This is a genomic window from Ancylobacter sp. (assembly GCF_965279025.1).
In the GTDB taxonomy this organism is placed as follows: domain Bacteria; phylum Pseudomonadota; class Alphaproteobacteria; order Rhizobiales; family Xanthobacteraceae; genus Ancylobacter.
This window is the reverse complement of record NZ_OZ257132.1, coordinates 4286355-4309139: the sequence shown is the minus strand read 5'-3', so window position 1 is coordinate 4309139 and position 22785 is coordinate 4286355. Positions and strand designations below refer to the sequence as shown.

Here is a 22785-nt window from a genome sequence, read left to right as displayed (position 1 = left end):
TCGTGCCAGCGGAAGGGGAGGAACACTTCCCATGGCGATAATTGCGAGTTTGCGCACCGTTTGCCCATTTGACAGGCAGCGTGACCTCGCTTGCGGCGGATCGTGCGGTAAATTGCGGCGGATGGCGGCGTGGCCATCCCGGTGCGGGAGGAGAATCGAATGTCGGGTACGGCAGCGCCGGTGACGGCAGCAGTGTTGGTTATCGGCGACGAGATACTTTCCGGGCGCACCAAGGACCGCAACATCGGCTATATCGCCGAATATCTCACCGCCATCGGCGTCGATGTCCGCGAAGTGCGGGTGGTTCCCGACATCGAGGAGGAGATCGTCGCCGCGATCAACGCGCTGCGTGAACGCTACACCTACCTCTTCACCACCGGCGGCATCGGGCCGACCCATGACGACATTACCGCCGATTCCGTAGCGAAGGCGTTCGGGGTGAGCATCGACATCGATCCCCGCGCCCGCGCCATGCTGCTGGAATACATCAAGCCGGAAGACCTCAACGAAGCGCGCCTGCGCATGGCCCGCATTCCGGCCGGGGCCGAGCTGGTGCCAAACCCGGTGTCCAAGGCGCCCGGCTTCTGGATCGGCAACGTCATCGTCATGGCCGGCGTGCCGACCATCATGCAGGCGATGCTCGACCAGGTGGCGCCGAAGCTGCGCACCGGCGTGCGCATGCTGTCCGAGACGGTGCGCGCCGATGCCCGCGAGGGCGATGTCGGCGGCCCGCTCGGCGCCATCGCCAAGGCGAATCCCGAGGTGAGCATCGGCAGCTATCCCTTCATGGCCGACGATGGACGGCCGAACACCAATCTCGTGCTGCGCGGGCGCGACCCCGACAAGCTGGCGGCGGCGGTGGCGCAGGTGCGCGAGATGGTCGAGGGGCTGCGCAAGCCGGCCTGAGCACCGGGCGGATTGAACCCGCTGGTCCGTTTTTCCGTGCGAAGGCGGGAATTATGCCCGTCTCCCTCTGGAGAAGGCGCGGCGCTGCCGCTAATGATCTCGGCTGACGCCACTGCCAGCCGACCGGGATCTGCCTTGATGTCCGACGACCGCCAGAAGAAGGCCTTTCCGGTCTCCTGGGATCAGTTCCACCGCGATGCGCGCGCCCTCGCCTGGCGGCTGGTGAGCGCCGGCCCCTTCGCGGGCATCGTCTGCATCACGCGCGGCGGGCTGGTGCCGGCCGCCATCGTGGCGCGCGAACTCGGCGTCCGGATGATCGAGACGGTGTGCATCGCCAGCTATCACGACTACACGCGGCAGGGCGAGATGCAGGTGCTCAAGCCCATCGCCGACGTGGTGACGGCGGCGGCGGGCGAGGGCGGGCAAGGCCTGCTGGTGGTCGACGATCTGGTCGACACCGGCAAGACGGCCCGCCAGGTGCGCGACATGCTTCCCAAGGCCCATTTCGCCACGGTCTATGCCAAGCCGCTCGGGCGGCCGCTCATCGACACCTTCATCACCGAGGTGAGCCAGGATACGTGGATCTATTTCCCGTGGGACATGGGGCTGAGCTTCCAGCCGCCGATCCGCGACGGGGCAGCGTGAGGACGAGACATGGCCGGCAGTCACAATGAGACGGAAGACGAATCCGACGACGCCTACGACGCCGCTTTCGACCAGCACCGCGCGGCGCTCTACGACATGCTCATGGAATATGCCGACGAGAACGAGCTGAGCGACAGCTTCATGGCGGTGCTCGCCTCCGATATCGGCCTGTCGCTGCGCATGGTGGCCTATGCGGCCGAGACGGAGAAGCCGTCGGTCGGCGGCCTGCGGCTCGACCTCGACCGCTACGCCCGCGAACTCGGCGACAGCGTGCGTGACGCCAAGAAATACGCCGCCGAATTCATCGCCGAGGCCAAGGCCGCGCAGGAAGAGGACGAGGCGGAAGGCGACGAGGACGAGGACGGCAACGAGGGCGACGGCGACACGACGAAAAATCAGCCGTCATGAGCCAGGGAGGCCGGGAGGTAACTCGCCTTTCGGCTTCCCCTGCGCTATGCCGGGCTGCGGCAAATCGCGCCGCTTTGGGAACCTCTCCGATGACCCCCGCGATCATTTCCGGCATTCTGCTTTCGCCGATCACGGCCTTCGTCGCCCGCCTGCTTCTCGTCTTCATGTTTCTCGGCAGCGCCATCAGCAAGATCACCGATTTCGCCGGCGCGCAGGCCGAGATGGCCCATTTCGGCCTCAACCCGCCCTGGCTGTTCGCGGCGGCGACCATCGCCACCCAATTGATCGGCGCGGTGCTGATTCTGCTGAACCGGGGAACCTGGCTGGGCGCCGGTGCGCTCGGCATCTTCACGCTGCTCACCATCCCGATCGCGCACCATTTCTGGACCATGGAAGGCCAGATGGCGCAGATCGAATTCTATTTCGCGGTCGAGCATCTCTCGGTGCTCGGCGGCATGTTGCTGGTCGCCATCCTGGCCGAGCGCGCGCGCACGGCCTGACCGGCGAAACGTGTAACGGGAGCCTTCATGAGTACCGCGGTGCGCACCATCGATCCCAACAGCGACGCGGCGATCGCCGCCTCGGTGACGCCGCGCCCCATCGAGGACATCGGCGACCGGCTGGGCGTGCCGGCCGCCGCTCTCTACCGCTACGGACACGACAAGGCGAAGATCGCGCTCGATTTCGCCCGCAAGGCCGAGGCGAAGGCGGACGGCAAGCTGATCCTCGTCACCGCCATCAACCCGACCCCGGCGGGCGAGGGCAAGACCACGACCACCATCGGCCTCGGCGATGCGCTGGCCCGCGCCGGCACGCGCGTCGCCATCGCGCTGCGCGAGCCGAGCCTCGGCCCGGTGTTCGGCTCCAAGGGCGGAGCGACCGGCGGCGGCCATGCGCAGATCGTGCCCATGCAGGACATCAACCTGCATTTCACCGGCGATTTCCACGCCATCAGCGCCGCGCATAATTTGCTCGCCGCCGCCATCGACAACCACATCTACTGGGGCAACGCGCTCGACATCGACACCCGCCGCATCAACTGGCGCCGTGTCGTCGATCTCAACGACCGCGCGCTGCGCAGCGTCGTGGTCGGGCTTGGCGGCCCGGGCAACGGGTTTTCCCGCGAGGACGGCTTCGACATCACCGTGGCGAGCGAGGTGATGGCGATCTTCTGCCTCGCGCGCTCGCTGGAGGACCTCGAAGAGCGGCTCGGCCGCATGGTGGTGGCGCAGAACCGCGCCCGCCAGCCGATCACCGCCGGCCAGATCAAGGTCACGGGGGCGATGACGGCGCTGCTGCGCGACGCCTTCCAGCCCAATCTCGTGCAGACCCTGGAGGCGACGCCCGCCGTGGTGCATGGCGGTCCCTTCGCCAACATCGCCCATGGCTGCAATTCGGTGATCGCGACGCGCACCGCGCTCGGCCTCGCCGACTATGTGGTGACCGAAGCCGGCTTCGGGGCTGATCTCGGGGCGGAGAAGTTCCTCGATATCAAGTGCCGGCAGGCCGGGCTGACGCCGTCCGTCGTGGTCATCGTGGCGACCGTGCGGGCGCTGAAGATGCATGGCGGCGTGGCGCAGAAGGACCTTGGGCCGGAGAATGTCGCGGCCGTTTCCGCCGGCACCTCCAACCTCGTGCGGCACATCGAGAACATGAAGGCGTTCGGCCTTCCCGCCGTGGTGGCGATCAACCGTTTCACCAGCGACACGCCGGCCGAGATCGAGGCCATCAAGGCCGCTTGCGCCGCCGTCGGCGCCCGCGTGCATCTGTGCTCGCACTGGGCGGACGGTTCGGCCGGCGCGGTGGCACTCGCCGAGGACGTCATCGCGCTGGCCGCCGGTCCCTCGGCCTTCCATCCCCTGTATGAGAGCGCGCTGCCGCTGGTGGCGAAGATCGAGGCCATCGCCACCCGCATCTACCGTGCCGGCGCGGTGTCGATCGAGCCCGGCGCCCTGCGCAAGCTGGCCGAATTCGAAGCGCAGGGCTATGGCGACCTGCCGATCTGCATGGCCAAGACCCAGTACAGCTTCTCCGCCGACCCCACCCGGCGCGGCGCGCCGGAGGGCTTCACCCTGCCGGTGCGCGACGTGCGGCTCTCGGCCGGCGCCGGCTTCGTGGTCGCGTTGTGCGGCGACGTGATGACCATGCCGGGCCTGCCCTCTCGCCCGGCGGCGGAAGACATCTTCGTCGACGAGACCGGCTTCATCGGCGGGGTGTTCTGACCACAGCGGAACGCCACCGCTGAACGGCCTCGCGGGCGTGGCGAAACTGGTAGACGCAACGGACTTAAAATCCGTTTCTCTCTGAGAGTGCCGGTTCGAGCCCGGCCGCCCGCACCAGTTCATGACACGACCCGGGCGAACGCGGACGCGGCCCGGCGTAGTGAGCCGGCGTCGCATCCGCCTTCCTGTTGCCGCACGAGGACAGCCGAGCCCGGAGGCTCGGCTGTGCCGGGTGTCGGCCTTAGAGCTTGACCGCGCCCTCGCGGGCCCAGAGGCGCAGCTTGCGACAGCTGGCGATGAAGGTGTCGATCGACGCCGCATCCTCCAGCGCGATCAGCCCCTCGTCGGCATCGGTTTCCACGCCGGCCTTGGCCAGCAGCGGCGCCGCGCCGGGGGTGAAGGCGATGAACTTGCAGTGCGCGAAGGCGTCCGCCACGAAATCGCGCGCCGCAGCCTCGCCGGTCAGCCGCTGCGCGCCTTCTTCCGTCAGCAGCAGCGCCACCGCATCGAACAGCACTGAAGGCCCGCCATCGATCATGTGATGCGCCGGCATCTTGGTGCCGTCGGCGGTCTCGAACCCGCCGACCTTCGGCGCGATCAGCTCCACCGTCGCCCCCTCGGCCACCAGCGCGGCCTGCAGCGCCTTCAGCATCTTGCCGTCGCAGCCATTGCTGACCAGCACGCCCACCTTGCGGCCGGCAAAGCTCGCCGGGCCGTTCTGGATGATGCTGAGCGCCGGCGAGGCGGGCAGGTCGTCGCGCGGCGTGATCGCTGCGTCCGCGGGTTTCGGCAGTTTGTCGATGCCGAGCTTGTCGGCGACGGTGGCGCCCAGCGCTTCGTCGATGTTGAGCAGGTGCGCCACCATCCGCTCGCGGATCACCACGTCTTCCACCTTGCTGAGCTCGAAGGTCAGCGCCATGGCGATGTGCTTCTGCTCCGGCCCGGTCTGGCTGTTGAAGAACTGCCGCGCCTGGCTGTAATGGTCGGCAAAGCTCTCCGGCCGCAGGCGGACCTTCGGCGCGTCGATCTCTTCGGCAAAGGATCGGAAGCCGCGCACCGGGTCGGGGCGAGGGCCTTCGCCGCGCGAATTGGGCTGGTAGTTGGTGCGCCCCACCGGGTTGCGCATCGCCATGTGCCCGTCCTGCTGGAAATGCGCGAAGGGGCATTTCGGCGCGTTGATCGGGATATGGGTGAAGTTCGGGCTGCCGAGGCGCTTCAGCTGGGTGTCGAGATAGGAAAAGTTGCGGCCCTGCAGCAGCGGGTCGTTGGAGAAGTCGATGCCGGGCGGCACGTTCTGCGTCATGAACGCCACCTGCTCGGTCTCGGCGAAAAAATTATCCGGCATGCGGTCCAGCACCAGGCGGCCGATGGGCACCGGCTTGATGATCTCCTCGGGGATCAGCTTGGTCGGGTCGAGCACGTCGAAATCGAAGCTGTCGGCAAACTCCTGGTCGAACAGCTGCACGCACAGTTCCCATTCCGGGAAATTGCCGGACTGGACAGCCTCCCACAGGTCGCGGCGATGGAAGTCGGGGTCGGCGCCGTTGATCTTCACCGCCTCGTTCCAGACGACGGATTGCAGCCCCAGCTTGGGCTTCCAGATGAACTTGACGAAGGTGGACTCGTCCTTGTCGTTCAGCAGGCGGAACGTGTGGACGCCGAAGCCTTCCATGAAGCGGAAGGAGCGCGGGATCGCCCGGTCGGACATGACCCACATGATCATGTGCATGGATTCCGGCGTTAGCGAGATGAAGTCCCAGAAATTGTCATGCGCCGACTGCGCCTGCGGGAAGGCGCGGTCGGGCTCGGGCTTCACCGCGTGGATGATGTCGGGAAACTTGATGGCGTCCTGGATGAAGAACACCGGGATGTTGTTGCCGACCAGGTCCCAATTGCCTTCCTTGGTGTAGATCTTCACCGCGAAGCCGCGCACGTCGCGGGCGAGGTCGAAGGAGCCCTTCGAGCCGGCCACCGTCGAGAAGCGCACGAAGGCCGGCGTCTTCTCGCCGGGGCGCTGGAACAGGTCGGCGCGGGTGTACTTCGCCAGCGATTCATAGGTTTCGAAATAGCCATGCGCGCCATAGCCGCGCGCATGCACCACGCGCTCGGGAATGCGCTCATGGTCGAAATGGAACATCTTCTCGCGGAAGTGGAAGTCCTCGATCAATGCGGGACCGCGCGCGCCCACCTTCAGGGTGTTCTGGTCGTCGGCCACCGGGCCGCCCTGCGCCGTGGTCAGCACGGGAGTGTCGCCCTGCGCGAACTGGTGCAGTTCGCCGCCATTGCCGCGAAGGAGGGTCTGGTCGTGGATCCGTGCCGTGGGGCCCGTCGAGTCCTTGGTCTTCCGTGCCATCGCCTGCGCTCCCTTGAAGTGTGCGGGGGCGTCCGGCCCACCTCGCATCGCCTCACTAACCGTGGGAACGGCCTTTCGTTGCGAGACAGGGCGCAATCAGCAGATGCAGGCACGCAAAGAGGCGCGACCTACCTCCGGCCTGCACAATCAGGGCGTCGGGATACCGTAGGGTGGAAGCGTCGCTGCGCCGGGCAGGCGGCGCCGGGGCCGCTGCCACGCGCGCCGTCGTGCTACGCTCGGCGCGGGCGGCCCGCCCGCGCGACCAACTCACATGCGTTTCTTCTCCGAGAGCGGCGCTGCGAGACCGGCCGCGCTCACCGCCGCGCTGCCGGACGTCGCCATCGGGGAAACGGTCCGGTCTGCGTTGTCTGCGGCGGCGGCTGGCTGCGCGGGGCTGGCCTTCCGGATTTTGAGATCGCCGCACCAGCCTTTGCCAGTCAGAACGGCCTCGATCCACTTGCCGTCATTGGCCACGCGAAGAACACTTATCTTGCCGTTCTTGAACAAAGGGCGAAACAATAGTGCGTCCTCGCTGGTCGCGTCTTTGGCGTCCCGGGGAACCTTGAAGCCGAGGAAAACGGCCTTGATGCCGTCGGAAGGCGGGTCCAACTGGTCCGTGGCCGGGGCATAGCAGCCAAAACGGGTTATCCCCTTTTCTATAAGAAGCCGGGCGACCTGCTCCGGAGTCGCCGGGGCTGCTGTATCGCCGACAATATTGGCCGCGGTACGGTCGACAATGGTGACCTGCGGCCCCAGGCTTCTGTCGAGAAGCGCTGCCGCCTGAGGCTGCGGCAGATCGTTGCGTGCAATCTTGCCAAGGCCGACCACGAGGTTGTCGAGGCGCGGGAGCATCTTGGCGTAACTGGGCTGAATTCCCGGCGCGTCCGGGTCCGCATCGGGGTTGGCGTCGTAAACATCCTGCTCGCTGAAGCGCTGAATATCGGGAACGCCCGCCCAGAAGGAATCCTTCAACCGGCCCGCCGCCAGCGCGGGGGCCTTGGGAATACATTGCAGCAGTTCTTCCCGCGTGAGGCCCGCCCTGAGGCCGAGCTGGAGCATCGCATAGCCGAGATCGGTGTTGGATACGAAGCCGAGATCGGCAAAGGCCTTCACCGCAGCCAGGCATTCCGTTTCGAGATTTGCCTTGCTCAAGGTCCGGGAGGGCTGCGCGATCTGCTCCCTGAAGGCACGCGTGAAGGAGGTCTGCGGGTCCAGCACTAGGTCACAGACCCATAAACGGGATTCCCTTTTGGGTCGGAGGCTGATTCATTTCTCCTGATGGAGGATGAGATGGCCCGCTTTGATCTAACGGATTTCGAGTGGTCGGTGATCCAGCCGCTTTTGCCGAACAAGCCGAGGGGCGTGCCTCGGGTGGACGACCGGCGCGTGCTGAACGGGATTTTCTGGCGACTTCGGACCGGGGCGCCGTGGGCCGACATTCCCGAGCGCTACGGCCCGCACACGACCTGCGTGAACCGCTTCAACCGCTGGCGCAAGGCGGGGGTCTGGGATCGGCTTCTGGAAGCGGTGTCAAAGGCTTACGATGGCGACATCCAGATGATCGATTCCTCCAGCATCCGCGTGCACCAGCACGCCGCCAACGCCCAAAAAAAGACGACCGATCCGGTTGCATGGGTCGCTCGCGGGGCGGCCTGACAACGAAGATCCATGCTCTGGTGGATGCCGAAGGCCTGCCGATCGCCCTGAAATTGACCGAGGGCCAGGCTCATGACGGACGCAGCGCCCGCGACATGCTCGGCGCGCTTGTCGATGGCCAGACCCTCCTGGCCGACCGCGCCTATGACAGCGACGAACTCCGGCAAAGCCTGCGCGAGCGAGGCGCATGGGCCAACATCAAGCCCATGCCGAACCGCAAGAACGTGCCAGCCTTCAGCCCCTTCTTGTATCGCTATCGCAACCTCGTCGAGCGCTTCTTCAACAAGATCAAGCACTACCGCGCCGTTGCGACCCGATACGACAAGCGACCTGACAATTTCCTCGCCGGCGTAAAACTCGCATCACTCAGAATATGGATGCGGTTTAATGAGTCGGTCGCCTAGTGAGGGAAGAGGGCGAATGGTGATGGTGACGCGGCTATAGGGCGTCCTCACCTCCTGTATGCCGACGGACAGCGACAGGGGCTCGGCAATATTTTCGCCATTGTTGAATTTCGACAGGAACGTCTCGAAGGGCTTCGTAACGGCCGTCGCATTGGTGACAAAGGGTGCGACTGTTGTGGAGAGAGCGCCCGCACCGAACAGTGTCAGCAGCGGCTGGGTGAGACCCAGGGCTCCTTCAAAGACGGTCATCATCTGAGAGGGTTTGTAGCTGGTCGAAAAACTGATGGCGGCGTTGGCATAGAGTGGCTTGCCACCCGCGACGAAGAAGTCTCTCCTGCACGACCGGTTGAAAAACTTGTCCGTCCTGCTTGCCGAGAAAACATTGACGATGGCGAGGGCGTCTGTGGGAAGGCTCGCTGCATTCGGTGCCGCGTTTGGCGGCGTTGCCGTCAAGATAATGAGATGACTTAACGACTTATCTGTCTGCCACAATAGAAATCTATTCTGTAGAATATCCAACGTTCCGATGGGAGTGCACTGTATAGTGACGGCATAAAGCTGGACGTCCGTGAGACTTGATGGTTTGGCCTCACGAAGCTCCATTTTAGCATCACTGATACTTGCTGCATCACAAAGGTTTATGCTCGCAAATAAAAGGAAAAAAGCTGAGACGACATGCCGGAACATCGATTGCCTCCCCCCGGATACAAACGCATTGAACAAGCGAAAAATAGCATTTGGGGAAGTGTGGATTGTCTACTGGGGAATGGCAATCATAATTCTGGCGAAGGCGCCGGAAGGCTTCATCGCCCAGTTCAGATTTTCCATCGACTTGCGCGGCGCAAGTGACGGCCGTGATGAACGGCTCGGCTCATGCGAGCCCACAATGGGCGAGGCTCCGCCATCGGCGCGCCAGCCCGGTGTCCGCCTACTGCCGCCGTTCAATCCTTCGGGCAGGCGGCGCCGGTGTCGACCCAGGCCTGGGCCAGCGCCTTGGCTTCCTGCTGCGTGCCGGGAACCGGCGTGCGTCCCACACCCGGCGCCCATCCCCAGCCGACGAGGCCGTCATCGCCGATGTGATGGACGAGATCGGCCAGCGTGCGGCCGCCATTGGTCTTCGGGTCCTTCAGCTGCGCGCAGAGCTGGGCGACCGTCCGGCCCTCGAACGCCATTTCGCGCGGGGCGAGGAACCACGGATCATGGCCGGGTATGCGGGCGAGGTCGTTATTGGTCGCCTGATGGCACACGGTGCAGCGCAGGGCGGCGAGCCCCATGCCATCCTCGCCGCGAAACACCGGCGGCTGGTGCAGGCGCGCGGCATCGCCCTGATGCGGCCGATCGCCGGCGGGATGGCAATTGACGCAGCGCGGGCTGGTGAGAACCCGGCCGAGCTCGGTGAACAGCGCCGCCGAGCGGGTGGCCTGGTCGGCGATGCCGGCGAAGCTGGAAGGCGCCGCCAACCCCTCCGGCGTCGCGCCGATGACCGGCGCTGGCGCGAGGAGCGCGATGAAGACACCGGCGGCGAGGCTCGCCGCACCGACGGACGCCAGCAAGGCCGGAACGCGCAGAAGGGAAATCATCGTCACCAGCCCCCAGGGAATTACGTGCGTGCAGCGCTTCAAAGCAGGTAGCGGGCGGGTTCCGCGAGCACGACGTCCCGCACCGCCTGATGGTAGCGCACATAGCCCGAGCACCGGCACAGATGGCCGTCGAGCGCCTCGATGATCGCCTGTTCGAGCCCGGCGCGCGGCACGGGCGCGGCTTCGAGCCGTTCGAGGAACACCTGCGCCTCGTTGAGGAAGCCGGCGGTGCAATAGCCGCACTGGAAGGCGTAATGCGCGATGAACGCCTTCTGCAGCGCGCTGAGCTGTCCCGCCTTGGCGTGCCCCTCCACGGTGCGGATCTGCTTGCCGTTGAAGCTCACCGCCGTGGTGATGCAGGTGGGGCTGGTGGAACTGCCGCCGCCATCGGGCTCGTCGACGATGACGACGCAGCTCAGGCACTGCGAGACGCCGCAGCCGAACTTGGTGCCGGTCATGCCCAGCACCTCGCGCAGGAAATCGTTCATCGACAGATCGTCGCGCACCTCGATCGGCCCGTGCGGCACGTCGTTGATGACGAGCGAGATGGCGGTCATCGGATCACCTTGCGCAGCATGTCGGATGTCACCGGCAGCGACTGGAAGCGGTGGCCGGTGGCGTCGTAAAGGGCGTTGAGCAGCGCGGGCACGACAGGGATCATGACCACCTCAGCCATCCCCTTGGGCGGCTCGCGCGGCGAGACCGGCGGCAGCACCTCGATCTCGAGCGTGTGCAGCGGCAGGTCGGAGGCGCGGGCGACCATGTATTCCCCGAGATTCCACTTGCCGTTGCCCGGGCCGTCCTCGAAGGGCGGCAGGTCTTCCAGCAGCGCGTAGCCGACACCCATGGCGAAGCCGCCCTGCGCCTGCCCCTCCACGAGCTCCGGCACCAAAACCTCGCCGCATTCGAACACGCTATAGGCCTGCGCGATCCGTATCGCGCCGCCGGGCACCGTGACCTCGACCCGCACCGCCGTGCCGCAGGCAGAGGCGAAGGCGGTGCCGATCCGGTTGTAGTCGGTCGGCGGAAAGAACACGAAGGTCCGGTCGATGCGCTCGAAGGCGCCGTCGCCGCGGCGGACCGCCAGCGCGTCGATATCGCCCGTCCAGTTCAGTCCGCCGAGCGGGAACGCCGCCTGCGACCACGCCCAGCGGGAGAAGGCGTGCGCCATTGCCCCGGTGACGTATTTGCGCGCATGCGCCTGTGCGGCGATGGTCGGCTGCGCCAGCGGCGGCAGGCCGGACATGAACAGGAACCCGTCCTGCCAGAACGCCTCTTCCCACAGGAACTCGCGCGGGTCGCCGGCGGCGATGCCCCACAGGTCGAGTGCGGCGGGCCAGAGGCCGAAGCGGAAGAGGATTCGCGCCGCCTGTGCCGGCGCCTGCGTGCCGACATGGGCGCCGATCGAGGCGCTGGTCGCCGAGCTGATGGCCGGAACCCAGCGCGGGTTCTTGGCCGCCGCATCCTGCTCCGCCTGCGTCATCGAATAGGGGTCACCGGATGTGACGAGGCCCAGTTCGTCGAACATGTCGATCCGGGCGACGGTCACGGCATCGGCGGTCTTGCCGAGAATGGCGGCAACGCGCCGGGCCGCCGACGTGCCGATGCCGTTCCCCATCTCCACGGCATCGATGTGCAGGGCGACGCTTCCGTCGGCGCCGACCTCGACCCGCCCGAGCGAACAGTCCGCGCCCGTACCGTAATCCTTGGTGCAGCAGGCCATGCCGGTGCCGACCCGCACGCCGGCGGGCGCCGCCGCCTTGTGAGCCGCCCGGTCGTGCCAGATCGGATGGGCCTCCAGCTTGTCGAGAATCTCCGGCGTGCGCACCGAGACCGTCCAGGGATTTCCGGTCATGGTGCGCCCGCCGGCGGTGAGAAGGTTGCGCCGGCGCAGGTCGATAGGGTCGATCTTCAGCGCGGTGGCCGCCTCGTCGACCAGCGTCTCGATGGCCGTCATGGTCTGCAGCGTGCCATAGCCGCGCATCGAGCCCGCCGTGACGCCGCGCGTGTGCTCGGCAACCGTGGTCACGTCGACTTTCGGCACGCGGTAGATGCCGGTCGCGGCGGTGGCGCCGACCACGGCGACGCTCGGCGAGTAATTGGCGAGGCCGCCGCCGTCGAGGACGTGGTCGGCGGCAAAGGCCACGATGCGGCCGGTGGCGCGCTCGAAACCGATCTGCGAGCGCATCTGGAAGGCGTGCCGCTTGATGCCGCCCTGGAACTGCTGGAAGCGGTCATGCGCCAGCCGGATCGGCTTGCCGGGAAGGAACAGCGCGGCGAGAGCGACATAGAGCGGGAAGGGCGTGTGGTCGCGCCCGCCGAAGCCGCCGCCGAGAGAGGCGAAGTCCAGCTGCAGCCGCTGCGGCCGAACGGCGGCGGATGCCTCCGCCAGCAGGTGCTCAAGCGCTTCCGCCGCCTCGAAGGGCGACTGCACGCCAAGCACGAGAGAGAGCACGCGGCTGCCATCCTCGTACCAGCCGAGGCCGCCTTCCGGCTCGAGGAACAGCGGATCGACCGACTGGGTGCGGAAATCGCGATCGAGAACGAGAAGGTCGGGCGAGCCCGCCGCCAGCAGCGCGCGGATCGCCTCGCCATGGGTCGCGCCCTCGGCATAGTGGCCGCCCTCCGCCGTCGGCAGCGGCTTCCAGATTGGCCGGCCACCGCCCTCGGTGAAGCCGGGGCTGATCCAGCCTTGCTGGAGCGGGGAATAGACATCGGGCGCGGAAGGCGTCGGGCCGGCCACGCGCGTGAAGCGCATCGCGGCATAGTTCGGCCGGGTCAGGGGCCCGGTCTCGGCGCCGAAACGCAGGAGCCGAGCGTCGGTGCGGAAGGCGATGCGCGCCCGGTCGAAGGCGTCGAAGCTCTCGAACAGCAGCAGCGCAACGGGTTGGCCGAGATAGAGCGGCGTCTCGCCCACCGGGCAGAACAGGTCTCCGGTATAGAAGGGAGGAACGCGCAACGCCGCTGTCGCAACATCGGCCTCGGTCACCACCTTGGTCGGCCGCGCCTCCGGTGCGAGCCTGTCGAGGTCGAGCCCCTCGAACAGGTGCGTGGCGTCCGGCGAGCGGACGAGCAGGGCGTGGGCGGTTTGGTGGGGCCAGCCTTCCATGTCGGCGGCACGGAAATCGGACGCGTAGAGCTTGGCGCCGGTGACCTTGGCGACGCCGTCAATCCGGCTGCGACCGATCAGCGGCGCGTCGGCGCGGCCCGGCAGGGTCTGCGTCGCCTCGAAGGACAGAGCCTGTGCGGGGGAAAGACGGGCCAGACCCAGGGTGATGCCGCTGGCGCCGACCCAACTCATGAATTCCCGACGTGTCGGCTGAAGTGATCGCCGCATGGCCCCCGCCACATGCACTGTTTCGCGCGCCACGCTAGAACACTTCCGGACAAAGAGCCACAACGGCGCGGCGACATCATCCCGTGGCCGACGTGGCGGCATCCGCGCCGGCAGCGAGCAAAATCAACGGCCTACGGGACGCTGCCCGTGCGGCGGTGCCCTCCGCGCCGTGGAGGGGCCGGGAGCGCCTTGCGTTTCTTCTAAAATTGTAACGAATCTGGCTGCTTGGCGTCCGGGCGGCATGCTAGCGTCCCGCTGCGGAATAGTTTCGCGTGGGGTGGCTTAAAGTGGGCCTGATCGTTCGTCTCGCCGGTGTGGCGATGGTTTCCGCCGTCCTGTGGCTCCCGACGCTGGGGACCGCGAATGCGCAATCCGGGCCCTACCAGCCGCCGGAATACCGCGAGCCGGTGGTGCTTTCAGCGGTCGACGGCGTGCTGGAAGTCACGCTCACCGCGCATCAGGGCGAGGCCTCGCTGGACACCTCGGCGCTGCCGGTCAAGAACACGCTGCTCTATGGCTATGAGCTGACGCGCGGCAAGGCCTCGAATGGCGTGAGCGCCTCGCTCAACAATTACCCGGCGCCGACTCTGCAGGTGTTTCCCGGCGAAAAGCTCATCGTCCATTACGAAAACGGCATGGCCGGGCTCACCATCCGCGACTTCTACGACCCGCGCTACACTGCGGTGGGCGACGAGGTGCCGATCTATCCGCCGCAGCTTTCGGTCTCGCCGCTGAACCTGCACACGCACGGCCTGCATGTCAGCCCGAAGGGCAATTCCGACAACGTGCTGGTCCATATGCCGCCGGGCACGACGAACACCTATATCTATGACGTCCCCACCAACATGCCGCAGGGCATTTACTGGTACCACCCGCATCTGCACACGCTGACCTCGGCCCATGTCTATCTCGGCCTTGCCGGCATGCTGGCGATCGGGCGGACCGATGGCAACCTGCCGGTGGTGACGCAGAAGTCGATCCCCATCCGCAACATGGCGCTGCAGTATAATTTCGTCAGCGACCGCACGGGGCCGAACCCGGGCTTCAGCAACGCCAACTGGCCGCAATTCGTCAGCACGCTCAAGCCGCCGGCGCCCGGCGAACTGGCGGCCGGCACCTACCGCCCCATTCTGGCGCCGGTGGATTTCGCCCAGTCGGCCAAGGGGTCGCGCTTCGCCACCGTCTGGTATTCCGGCCCGCTGTCGATCCACAACATGCGCGGGCGCTTCCAGTTCATCCCCAACAACCTGCAGACCTTCACCGCCGCCAGCGGGCCCGAAGGCAACATGCCGGCGAACCCCGCGCTTCCCGACCATCTGCGCGACGTGCAGTTCACGGTGAATGGCCAGTTCCAGCCGGTGATCCGCAGCAAGCCGGGCCAGACCGAGATCTGGGTGCTCGCGAATATCAGCGACATGGCCTATATGAGCGTGCGTCTCACCGAGACCGCGACTGGCCGCCATCCCAAGATCGCCATTGTCGGCCAGGACGGCAATCCGAGCACGCTGGTGCGCACGCCCGTCGGCGAGAACGGCACCCGCCTCGAGATTCCCCCGGCTTCGCGCTTCGCCATTGCGGTGACCATGCCGGAGAGCGGCGAACTGGTGCTCGACATGCCCGAGCGCGGCGGCGGCGCCCGCACCGAGAACGCGCCCGGCATCCTCTACACCAGCAACGGCACCGAGAACCCGCCCGCCGTGCTCGGCACGCTCAGCATCGTGCCCTCGGCCATCAGCTATTATGACGGGTTCTTCATGTTCCCGACGCAGATGCTGGTGCGCGCGGTGGTGGATGGCGCGAAGGGCGAGAGCACGCCCTTTGTCGAGGGCCAGCCGCTCGGCGCGTTCACCTCGTTCGAGGACCTGTCGAAGGTGACGCCGGACCTCACTCGCAACATCCTCATCAATGGCGGCTTTCTCAACGACACCGCCAGCAAGAGCGACCCCAAGACCTTCATCTACGCCTTCGACAGCGGGGCGTTCCCCAATGTCCCGCTCATGCAGCCCCGCCTCGATTCCGTGGAGGAGTGGGTCTTCCGCAACGAGAATAATGACGAGCACCCCATCCATGTGCACGTCAACGACTTCCAGATCGTCGCGGTCACCGATCCCACCATCGGCCTGTCGCTGGGCGCCACCCAGCAGGGCGTGGACAACGCCAATGTGCCGGCTCCCAATCTCGGCCCCGAGGAATCGGTGATCGAGCCCGGCAAGCTGTCGATCCGCACCCGCTTCGAGGATTATGCCGGCCTGTTCGTCATGCACTGCCACCGGCTGAACCATGAGGACAATGGCCTGATGGCGCTGGTCAACGTCATCCCGGCGATCTCCTCCTATGCGGTGGCGGTGCCCGGCGCGCCCGGCCGTGCCGCCACGGTGCGGGTGATGGACGGCGACAAGCTGCTGGCGACCGTGACCCCGTTCCCCGGCTTCGAGGGCACGCCCAGCGTCGCCATCGGCGACGTCAACGATGACGGCGTCTACGATCTCGTCGTCGGCGCCGGCCCGGGCCATGGGCCGGAAGTGGCGGTGTTCTCGGGTTCCGGCAAGGGCGGTGTCGCGCCGTTCACCACCGAGCTGGCGCGCTTCGACGCGTTTGACAGCGCGCTGACCAACGGGGTGAGCGTCGCGGCGGCGCTGATCGAAGGCGTGTCGAGCGGCGACAACATCATCGTCGGCTCCGGCCCCGGCGTTTCCAGCGAGATCCGGGTGTTCAGCGCGGCGCTGCCGGCGCCCGGCAAGGCGCCGGCGCTGTTCGCCTCGTTCAACCCGTTCTATGGCGAGCGCAACGGCGTCGTGCTTGCCACCGGCTTCGTCGATTTCACCACCGGCCGGCAAAGCATCGTCACCGCCCCCGGGCCCGGCTCGCTCTCGATGGTGAAGGTGTTCGTCTTCCCGCTGCTCAAGGCGATGGACGGCGAGATCGGCAGCCATGAGCACCGCAGCACGGGGCCGCTGCGCCCGGTGCTGTCGGCCTCCTTCACGCCCTTCGGGCCGGACCACCGGGGCGGCGTGTCGCTCGCCACCGGCTGGCTCGCCGGCGTGTTGGGCGGGGCGGAGCGCATCGTGGTCGGCCAGAATGACGGGGCGGAGGTGACGGTGTATTCCGCCGGCTCGGCGCTCGATGGCTGGCCGCCCATGTATCTGCACAGCGCCGCCGCTCACCAGAAGGCGGAGTTTGCCGAGATGGCGCGCTTCACGCCCTTCGGGCCGGACGCCCATGGCGTCAGCGTCGCCACCACCAGCACCACCTCGGGCGCCGATCTTCTGGTCGGTGCGGCGGCGGGGCAGGGCCGCACCACAGTCCGCCGTTTCTCCATGGAGCGGGCCGACAAGGCCGACAAGACGCTGACCCCGTCCACGCTCGGCGACCTCGCGGTGGAGAGCGCCGGCACGGTGGTTCTCGGCGGCGACTGACGCGCCGCGCGTATCCTCGCTGCCGGCGGCGCCGCCGGCGCGAGGGCGCTTAGAGATCGCCGAGGATGGTGTGGGCGAGGCGGGCCACGGTGGCCACATGGGCGCGGCTCGCCGCATAGGCCGCCTCCGCGTCGCGGCGGCGGATGGCGTCGTGCAGCAGGCGCATCTCGCCGATCGCCTGCTCGTGTCGCCCGGGCGCGGCAATGGTCATGCCGCGCAGATGGTTGATGCGGGCGTTGAGGGTGCGCACCACCTCCCACGCCACCTGCTTGCCGGCAGCGCGGAACAGGATCTCGTAGAATTCGGTCGTCGCTTTCAGCACGCCGCGCGGGCTTCCAGCGGTGAACGCCGCGTCGATCGTGTCGATGGCGGTGGCGAGTTCGGCAATGGCGGTGGCGTCCGCCGTGAGCGCGCAGGCCCGCGCCGCCTCGCTCTCCAGCAATCCGCGAATCTCATAGATCTGGGCCGCCTGCGTCGGGTCGGGCCGCGCGACCGCCGGGCCCTGATTGGGAATCGTCTCCACCAGCCCCTCGGCCTCGAGATGCCGCAGCACCTCGCGCACCACGGAACGGCTGACCCCAAGGCGCTCGCATAAGGTGCGCTCCACCAGCCGCTCGCCGGGCTTGAAGCGGAAATCGAGAATGGCGTCGCGCATCTTCTCCAGCGTCAGGCCGCGCAGCGTCACCGCTTGGCGCTCCACCTTCATGCCGTCCGCACCGGGCATTTCGGCGCCTTCCAGCGCATCCATCCGCATCGTCATCCCCGCCTTCGCGCCCGTCGGCGCCGCTCCTGTCCCTTGTCGCCCGGCCGGGTGGCGAACGCAATTGACTCGATCGTCTTATGGTATACCATCTTACGAGTTGCTTCAAATACCGGCGGATGAGGGACATGGCGCTCGAGCTCAGGAAGATCGTCACCTACACCGAGACCACGCTCATCGAAGGGGGGCGCGCCGCTCCCACGCCGCTGCAGTTTTTCGCGGCCGCTGCCGTGCTGCGCAATCCGTGGGCCGGGCGCGGTTTCGTCGAGGATCTGCGACCCGAAATCCACGCTGTCGCGCCGGTGCTGGGCGAGAGGCTCACCGCCGAGATCCTGCGCATGGCCGGCTCGGGCGAGGCGGTGGAAGGCTATGGCAAGGCGGCGGTCGTCGGCACGTCCGGGGAGGTCGAGCATGCCTCGGCGCTGATCCACACCCTGCGCTTCGGCAATCATTTCCGCAGCGCGGTGGGCGCCAAGAGCTATCTGTCGTTCACCAATACGCGCGGCGGGCCGAACACGCCGGTGGTCATTCCGCTGATGCACAAGCTCGACGAGGGCATGCGCTCGCACTACCTCACCATCCAGTTCTCCATTCTCGACGCGCCGGCACCGGATGAGATCGTGGTGGCGCTCGGCGCCTCCATTGGCGGGCGTCCCCATCACCGCATCGGCGATCGCTACCAGGACCTCAAGGAACTCGGCGACACCCAGCAGACGGGCTCCAGCCATGGCTGAGGGCGTGGCGATCCATGCCGGCCGTGACGGCCGCCCCGTGCGCACCCGCTATGTCAGGGCCGGCTTGGCCGGGGCGATGCCGGTGGTGCTGGTGCATGGTGTCGGCATGGCGCTGGAGGCGTGGGAGCCGCAGATCGCCGTGCTCTCCCGGCACCATGACGTCATCGCGCTCGACATGCCCGGCCATGGCGGCTCCAGCCTGCCGCCGGCCGATGCCCGCCTGTCGGACTACAGCGACGCGGTGATTGCCGTGCTCGATCACCTGGACATCAAGGCCGCCGTGGTGGTCGGCCATTCCATGGGCGCGCTCGTGGCGCTCGACACCGCGCTGGCCCATCCCTCGCGCGTGCGCGGCGTGGCCGCGCTCAATGCCGTGTTCTGCCGCACGCCCGAGCAGCGGGCGGCCGTGCTCGCGCGCGCCACCGCGCTGGCCGGGGAGGGGAGCGCGGCCTCGCGGGAGGAATCGTGGGTGGCGGCGGTGCGTCGCTGGTTCGGCGCCGACATTCCGCCGTCGCTGCAGACGGCGGCGGAGCGGGTTTCTGGCCTGCTCGCGGCCTGCGATCCGGTCGGCTATGCGCGCACCTATGCGCTGTTCGCCAGCTCAGACGAGGTGCATCGTGAGAGGCTGACGACGCTCGCTGTCCCGGCGCTGTTCATGACCGCCGATGGCGATCCCAATTCCACCCCCGCCATGTCGCAGGCGATGGCACGGCTGGCCCCGCGCGGCAGCGTCGAGATCCTACCCGGCGAGCGGCACATGATGAACCTCACCGCGCCGGACGCGGTGAATGGCCGCCTGCTCGGCTTCCTCGACGGCCTCGCCACCCCGGCTGTCGATCCGAAAGCGTTCCGGCAGGCGCTGGGCGCCTTCCTCACCGGCGTGACGGTGGTCGCCACCCGCACCCCGGACGGCGAACTGCGCGGCTTCACCGCCAATTCCTTTTCCTCCGTCTCGCTCGATCCGCCGCTCATTCTCGTCTGCATCGCCAAGACGGCGTCGAGCTACCCGGTGTTCAGCGCCGCCGGCCATTTCGCGGTCTCGATCCTCGCGGCGCACCAGAAGGACGTCTCGGCGCTGTTCGCCTCGAAAGCGGCGGATAAGTTCGCCGCCAGCCAATGGCATCCCGGCCCCGCCGGCAGCCCGGTCATCGACGGCGCCAGCGCCTGGTTCGACTGCACCCGCCAGGACGTGGTGGAGGCGGGCGACCATGTCATCCTCATCGGCCGCGTGGCTGGTTTCGGCACCTCGCCGGCGGCCCCGCTCGGCTATTGCCGCGGCGCCTATGTCGATGTCGGCCTCGGCCAGGAAGCGCTGGCGCGGCGGGACGAGCCGGCGCGCGTCGGGGCGATACTGGAGCGGGACGGGGCGGTGCTGCTGGTCGAAGACGGTCGGGGTGGGCTGGAGCTTCCCGCCGGCACCTGCCTGGAGCCGCCGGCCAACCCCCGCAGCCTGCGCGGTGCGCTGGCCCGGCTCGGTATCGAGGGCGAGCTCGGCTTCCTGTTCGCGGTGTTCGAGACGCCGGGCGCGGGCGAGGCCAGCGTTTCCATCTATTATCGCGGCGGCTTTGCGGGCGAGCCGCGCCCGGGCAGCGGTGCGCGCCTCGTGCCGCTGGCGGAGATCGCCGACGCGCCGGTGCCGGACGCGGCGGTCCGCGCCATGCTGGCCCGCTATGTCCGGGAACGCAGCGAAGATACGTTCGGCATCTATGTCGGCGACGCCACGCGCGGCACGGTCCATCCGCTCGCCACGCCCGCCGCCACGGCCGGCGCCTGAAGAACCAGCGGGGATCACGGATCATGAAGTTCTCCCTCTTCGTCCACATGGAACGCGCCGATCCCGCCATTCCCCATCGCCGGCTGTTCGACGAGGTGGAGGAACTGGCGCTGACCGCCGAGGCCGCCGGCTTCGAGACGGTGTGGATCGGCGAGCACCATGCGATGGAGTTCACCATCGCGCCCAACCCGTTCATCCAGCTTGCGCATCTTGCCGCGCGCACCTCCACCATCCGGCTCGGCACGGGCAATGTCATCGCGCCGTTCTGGCACCCGATCCGCCTCGCGGGGGAGGCGGCGATGATGGATGTCGCGTGCAAGGGCCGGCTCGACCTCGGCATCGCGCGCGGCGCCTACATGTTCGAATATGAGCGCCTGCTGCCGGGCCTCGACGCCATGGGCGCCGGGCTGCGCATGCGCGAGCTGGTGCCGGCGGTGCAGAAGCTGTGGCAGGGCGACTACGCCCATGAGGGCGAGTTCTTCTCCTTCCCCGCCACCACCGCCTCGCCCAAGCCCGTGCAGGCCGGCGGCCCGCCGGTGTGGATCGCGGCGCGCGACCCCAATAGCCACGCCTTCGCGGTGGCCAATGGCTGCAATGTGCAGGTGACCCCGCTCGCTGCTGGCGATGGCGAGGTCGCCAGCCTGATGGAGCGTTTCAACGGCGCCGTGGCGGCACACCCGCAGCTGCCGCGCCCGCAGATCATGCTGCTGCAGCACTGCTTCGTGGCGGATTCCGATGCCGAGGTGGACCGGCTGGCCGACGACCTCTCCGCCTTTTACGGGCTGTTCGGCGCGTGGTTCGCCAATAAGCGGCCGATCCGGCAGGGCATCATGGCGCCGCTGACGGAGGAAGAGCGGGCGGGCCAGCCGCACTATGCCCCGGAGGTGGTGCGCCGCAATCTCGTCATCGGCCGGCCGGACGAGGTGATTGCCCGCCTGAAGGGCTATGAGGCGATGGGCTACGACCAGTTCTCCATCTGGATCGACAGCGGCATCAGCCATGCCCGCAAGACCCGGTCGCTCGATCTGTTCATCCGCGAAGTGATGCCGGCCTTCGCGCCCGCACCGCCCGTCGCGGCGATGGCGCGAGGAGCCCGCTCATGACCGCGCCCGCGCTTCGCGACGATTTCCGGCTCTATATTGACGGCGCCTTCGTCGAGGGCCGTTCGCGCTTCGACAGCCTCGACCCCGCGACCGGCGCCGCATGGGCCTCGATGCCCGCCGCCGGCGCCGCCGATGTCGACCGCGCCGTGCGCGCCGCCCACCGCGCCTTCGACGATCCGGCATGGGCCGACCTCACCGCCACCCAGCGCGGCCGGCTGCTGACCCGGCTCGGCGATCTCGTCGCCGCCCATGCGCCGGAACTGGCGGAGCTGGAGACGCGCGACACCGGCAAGATCATCCGCGAGACGCGGGCACAGATCGGCTATGTCGCGGAATATTATCGTTATTTCGGCGGCCTCGCCGACAAGTTCGAGGGCGCGCACCTGCCCGTCGACAAGCTGGACATGGAAGCCTATGTCCGCCGCGAGCCCATCGGCGTCGTGGCGGCGGTGGTGCCGTGGAACTCGCAGCTCTTTCTCTCGGCGGTGAAGCTCGGCCCGGCATTGGCGGCCGGCTGCACCGTGGTGCTGAAAGCCTCCGAGGACGGCCCGGCGCCGCTGCTGGCCTTTGCCCGGCTGGTCCACGAGGCCGGCTTTCCCCCCGGCGTCGTCAACATCCTCACCGGCTTCGGCGAGGAATGCGGCCGCACCCTCACCGCCCATCCGCTGGTGGCGCGCGTTGCCTTCACCGGCGGGCCGGCCACGGCGCGCCATGTGGTGCGCAACACGGCGGAAAACCTCGCCTTCACCACGCTGGAACTCGGCGGCAAGTCGCCGGTCATCGTTTTCGCCGATGCCGATCTGGAGAGCGCCGCCAATGCGGTGGTGGCGGGCATCTTCGCCGCCTCCGGCCAGAGCTGCGTCGCCGGCTCGCGGCTCTTTGTCGAGGAGAGCGTGCGCGAAAAGCTGCTGGCCATTCTGGTGGCGAAGGCCGAGCGCATCCGCATCGGCGACCCGAACGACCCGGCGACCGAGATGGGCCCGCTCGCCACCCCGCGCCAGCTCGCCCATATCGAGGCGACGGTGGCGGCAAGCCTGGAGGCCGGGGCCGTGCTGGTCACCGGCGGCGGGTGGCCGGCAGGGTTCGAGGCCGGGCTCTATTACGCGCCGACCATCCTTTCCTGTGCCGGCAACGAGGTGCCGTGCGCGGCGCAGGAATTGTTCGGCCCGGTGCTGTCGGTCATCGCCTTCGAGGGCGAGGCCGATGCCATCGCCAAGGCCAATGACAGCCCGTTCGGCCTGGCGGCCGGCGTCTTCACCTCCAGCCTCACCCGCGCCCACCGGCTTATCCGCAAGCTGCGCGCCGGCATCGTCTGGGTGAACACCTACCGCGCGGTCTCGCCCGTCGTGCCGTTCGGCGGCTACGGCCAGTCCGGCCTCGGCCGCGAAGGCGGCGCCGAATCCATACGCGACTACACCCGCACAAAATCGGTCTGGATCCGCACCAGCGACGAGCCGATCGCCGATCCCTTCGTGATGCGCTGAAGA

The 22785-nt window shown here is 67.7% G+C and carries 17 protein-coding genes, 1 tRNA gene and 1 pseudogene; 12 read left to right on the top strand and 7 right to left on the bottom strand.

Going from position 1 to position 22785, the window contains the following annotated elements; all coding sequences use genetic code 11:
• Positions 1 to 159: 159 nt before the first annotated feature.
• From ACQY76_RS20100 to ACQY76_RS20075, 6 genes are all read left to right on the top strand, one after another.
• Complete coding sequence (locus ACQY76_RS20100; RefSeq protein WP_428030455.1) at positions 160 to 906, top strand: competence/damage-inducible protein A; 747 nt, start codon at positions 160 to 162, stop codon at positions 904 to 906.
• A gap of 138 nt (positions 907 to 1044) precedes the next feature.
• Complete coding sequence (gene gpt / locus ACQY76_RS20095) at positions 1045 to 1551, top strand: xanthine phosphoribosyltransferase (protein WP_428030454.1); 507 nt, start codon at positions 1045 to 1047, stop codon at positions 1549 to 1551.
• 9 nt (positions 1552 to 1560) lie between these two features.
• Positions 1561 to 1959, top strand: coding sequence for a hypothetical protein (locus tag ACQY76_RS20090; RefSeq protein WP_428030453.1), 399 nt, complete (start codon positions 1561 to 1563; stop codon positions 1957 to 1959).
• Positions 1960 to 2048: 89 nt separating this feature from the next.
• On the top strand, positions 2049 to 2459 hold the full coding sequence (locus ACQY76_RS20085) for a DoxX family protein (protein ID WP_428030452.1): 411 nt from the start codon (positions 2049 to 2051) through the stop codon (positions 2457 to 2459).
• Between the two features lie 27 nt (positions 2460 to 2486).
• The gene (locus ACQY76_RS20080; RefSeq protein ID WP_428030451.1) at positions 2487 to 4181 is read left to right on the top strand and encodes a formate--tetrahydrofolate ligase; all 1695 of its coding nucleotides are present in this window, start codon (positions 2487 to 2489) and stop codon (positions 4179 to 4181) included.
• Positions 4182 to 4212: 31 nt separating this feature from the next.
• Positions 4213 to 4298, top strand: a tRNA-Leu gene (locus ACQY76_RS20075).
• A 124-nt stretch (positions 4299 to 4422) separates the two neighbouring features.
• On the opposite strand, the gene ACQY76_RS20070 is transcribed toward ACQY76_RS20075, so the two are convergent.
• Positions 4423 to 6534, bottom strand: coding sequence for a catalase (locus ACQY76_RS20070; RefSeq protein ID WP_428030450.1), 2112 nt, complete (start codon positions 6532 to 6534; stop codon positions 4423 to 4425).
• 267 nt (positions 6535 to 6801) lie between these two features.
• Positions 6802 to 7752 carry a hypothetical protein gene (locus tag ACQY76_RS20065; RefSeq protein ID WP_428030449.1) on the bottom strand — a complete coding sequence of 317 codons (951 nt, stop codon included), beginning with the start codon at positions 7750 to 7752 and terminating at the stop codon, positions 6802 to 6804.
• A 72-nt stretch (positions 7753 to 7824) separates the two neighbouring features.
• On the opposite strand from ACQY76_RS20065, the pseudogene ACQY76_RS20060 reads away from it, so the two are divergent.
• Positions 7825 to 8594: pseudogene (locus tag ACQY76_RS20060) on the top strand (IS5 family transposase).
• Here ACQY76_RS20060 and ACQY76_RS20055 read toward each other — a convergent pair.
• From ACQY76_RS20055 to ACQY76_RS20040, 4 genes are all read right to left on the bottom strand, one after another.
• A complete protein-coding gene (locus tag ACQY76_RS20055; protein WP_428030448.1) occupies positions 8553 to 9281 on the bottom strand; it encodes a hypothetical protein in 729 nt (242 codons plus the stop codon). The pseudogene ACQY76_RS20060 and the gene ACQY76_RS20055 overlap by 42 nt on opposite strands.
• Before the next feature lie 254 nt (positions 9282 to 9535).
• Positions 9536 to 10174 (bottom strand): Isoquinoline 1-oxidoreductase subunit, encoded by a 639-nt coding sequence (locus ACQY76_RS20050; RefSeq protein ID WP_428030447.1) that lies wholly within the window; start codon positions 10172 to 10174, stop codon positions 9536 to 9538.
• A gap of 38 nt (positions 10175 to 10212) precedes the next feature.
• Positions 10213 to 10731: a (2Fe-2S)-binding protein gene (locus ACQY76_RS20045; protein ID WP_428030446.1), complete on the bottom strand. Its 519-nt coding sequence runs from the start codon at positions 10729 to 10731 to the stop codon at positions 10213 to 10215.
• Complete coding sequence (locus tag ACQY76_RS20040; protein WP_428030445.1) at positions 10728 to 13475, bottom strand: xanthine dehydrogenase family protein molybdopterin-binding subunit; 2748 nt, start codon at positions 13473 to 13475, stop codon at positions 10728 to 10730. Before ACQY76_RS20040 ends, ACQY76_RS20045 begins: the two co-directional genes overlap by 4 nt.
• Positions 13476 to 13798: 323 nt before the next feature.
• Here ACQY76_RS20040 and ACQY76_RS20035 point away from each other — a divergent pair, with 323 nt between their 5' ends.
• The gene (locus ACQY76_RS20035; RefSeq protein ID WP_428030444.1) at positions 13799 to 16927 is read left to right on the top strand and encodes a multicopper oxidase family protein; all 3129 of its coding nucleotides are present in this window, start codon (positions 13799 to 13801) and stop codon (positions 16925 to 16927) included.
• A 49-nt stretch (positions 16928 to 16976) separates the two neighbouring features.
• Here ACQY76_RS20035 and ACQY76_RS20030 read toward each other — a convergent pair whose 3' ends face one another.
• Positions 16977 to 17687, bottom strand: coding sequence for a GntR family transcriptional regulator (locus ACQY76_RS20030; protein ID WP_428030443.1), 711 nt, complete (start codon positions 17685 to 17687; stop codon positions 16977 to 16979).
• A gap of 128 nt (positions 17688 to 17815) precedes the next feature.
• Between ACQY76_RS20030 and ACQY76_RS20025 the strand changes: the two genes are divergently transcribed.
• From ACQY76_RS20025 to ACQY76_RS20010, 4 genes are read left to right on the top strand one after another with little or no spacing between them, the layout of a single operon-like run.
• The gene (locus ACQY76_RS20025; RefSeq protein WP_428030442.1) at positions 17816 to 18421 is read left to right on the top strand and encodes an amino acid synthesis family protein; all 606 of its coding nucleotides are present in this window, start codon (positions 17816 to 17818) and stop codon (positions 18419 to 18421) included.
• A complete protein-coding gene (locus ACQY76_RS20020) occupies positions 18414 to 20195 on the top strand; it encodes an alpha/beta fold hydrolase (protein WP_428030441.1) in 1782 nt (593 codons plus the stop codon). The genes ACQY76_RS20025 and ACQY76_RS20020 overlap by 8 nt, the downstream gene beginning before the upstream one ends.
• Before the next feature lie 23 nt (positions 20196 to 20218).
• Entirely contained in the window at positions 20219 to 21298 is a 1080-nt protein-coding gene (locus ACQY76_RS20015; protein ID WP_428030440.1) for an LLM class flavin-dependent oxidoreductase, read from the top strand.
• A complete protein-coding gene (locus ACQY76_RS20010) occupies positions 21295 to 22782 on the top strand; it encodes an aldehyde dehydrogenase (RefSeq protein WP_428030439.1) in 1488 nt (495 codons plus the stop codon). The genes ACQY76_RS20015 and ACQY76_RS20010 overlap by 4 nt, the downstream gene beginning before the upstream one ends.
• Positions 22783 to 22785: the final 3 nt, after the last annotated feature.

Excerpts from the sequence above, each read along its gene's own strand:
- gpt (WP_428030454.1), top strand. The coding sequence starts at position 1,045 with ATGTCCGACGACCGCCAGAAGAAGGCCTTTCCGGTCTCCTGGGATCAG.
- ACQY76_RS20055 (WP_428030448.1), bottom strand. The coding sequence starts at position 9,281 with ATGTTCCGGCATGTCGTCTCAGCTTTTTTCCTTTTATTTGCGAGCATA.
- ACQY76_RS20025 (WP_428030442.1), top strand. The coding sequence starts at position 17,816 with ATGGCGCTCGAGCTCAGGAAGATCGTCACCTACACCGAGACCACGCTC.
- ACQY76_RS20050 (WP_428030447.1), bottom strand. The coding sequence starts at position 10,174 with ATGATTTCCCTTCTGCGCGTTCCGGCCTTGCTGGCGTCCGTCGGTGCG.
- ACQY76_RS20020 (WP_428030441.1), top strand. The coding sequence starts at position 18,414 with ATGGCTGAGGGCGTGGCGATCCATGCCGGCCGTGACGGCCGCCCCGTG.
- ACQY76_RS20045 (WP_428030446.1), bottom strand. The coding sequence starts at position 10,731 with ATGACCGCCATCTCGCTCGTCATCAACGACGTGCCGCACGGGCCGATC.
- ACQY76_RS20080 (WP_428030451.1), top strand. The coding sequence starts at position 2,487 with ATGAGTACCGCGGTGCGCACCATCGATCCCAACAGCGACGCGGCGATC.
- ACQY76_RS20010 (WP_428030439.1), top strand. The coding sequence starts at position 21,295 with ATGACCGCGCCCGCGCTTCGCGACGATTTCCGGCTCTATATTGACGGC.
- ACQY76_RS20070 (WP_428030450.1), bottom strand. The coding sequence starts at position 6,534 with ATGGCACGGAAGACCAAGGACTCGACGGGCCCCACGGCACGGATCCAC.
- ACQY76_RS20085 (WP_428030452.1), top strand. The coding sequence starts at position 2,049 with ATGACCCCCGCGATCATTTCCGGCATTCTGCTTTCGCCGATCACGGCC.
- ACQY76_RS20030 (WP_428030443.1), bottom strand. The coding sequence starts at position 17,687 with ATGACGATGCGGATGGATGCGCTGGAAGGCGCCGAAATGCCCGGTGCG.
- ACQY76_RS20015 (WP_428030440.1), top strand. The coding sequence starts at position 20,219 with ATGAAGTTCTCCCTCTTCGTCCACATGGAACGCGCCGATCCCGCCATT.
- ACQY76_RS20100 (WP_428030455.1), top strand. The coding sequence starts at position 160 with ATGTCGGGTACGGCAGCGCCGGTGACGGCAGCAGTGTTGGTTATCGGC.
- ACQY76_RS20040 (WP_428030445.1), bottom strand. The coding sequence starts at position 13,475 with ATGAGTTGGGTCGGCGCCAGCGGCATCACCCTGGGTCTGGCCCGTCTT.
- ACQY76_RS20090 (WP_428030453.1), top strand. The coding sequence starts at position 1,561 with ATGGCCGGCAGTCACAATGAGACGGAAGACGAATCCGACGACGCCTAC.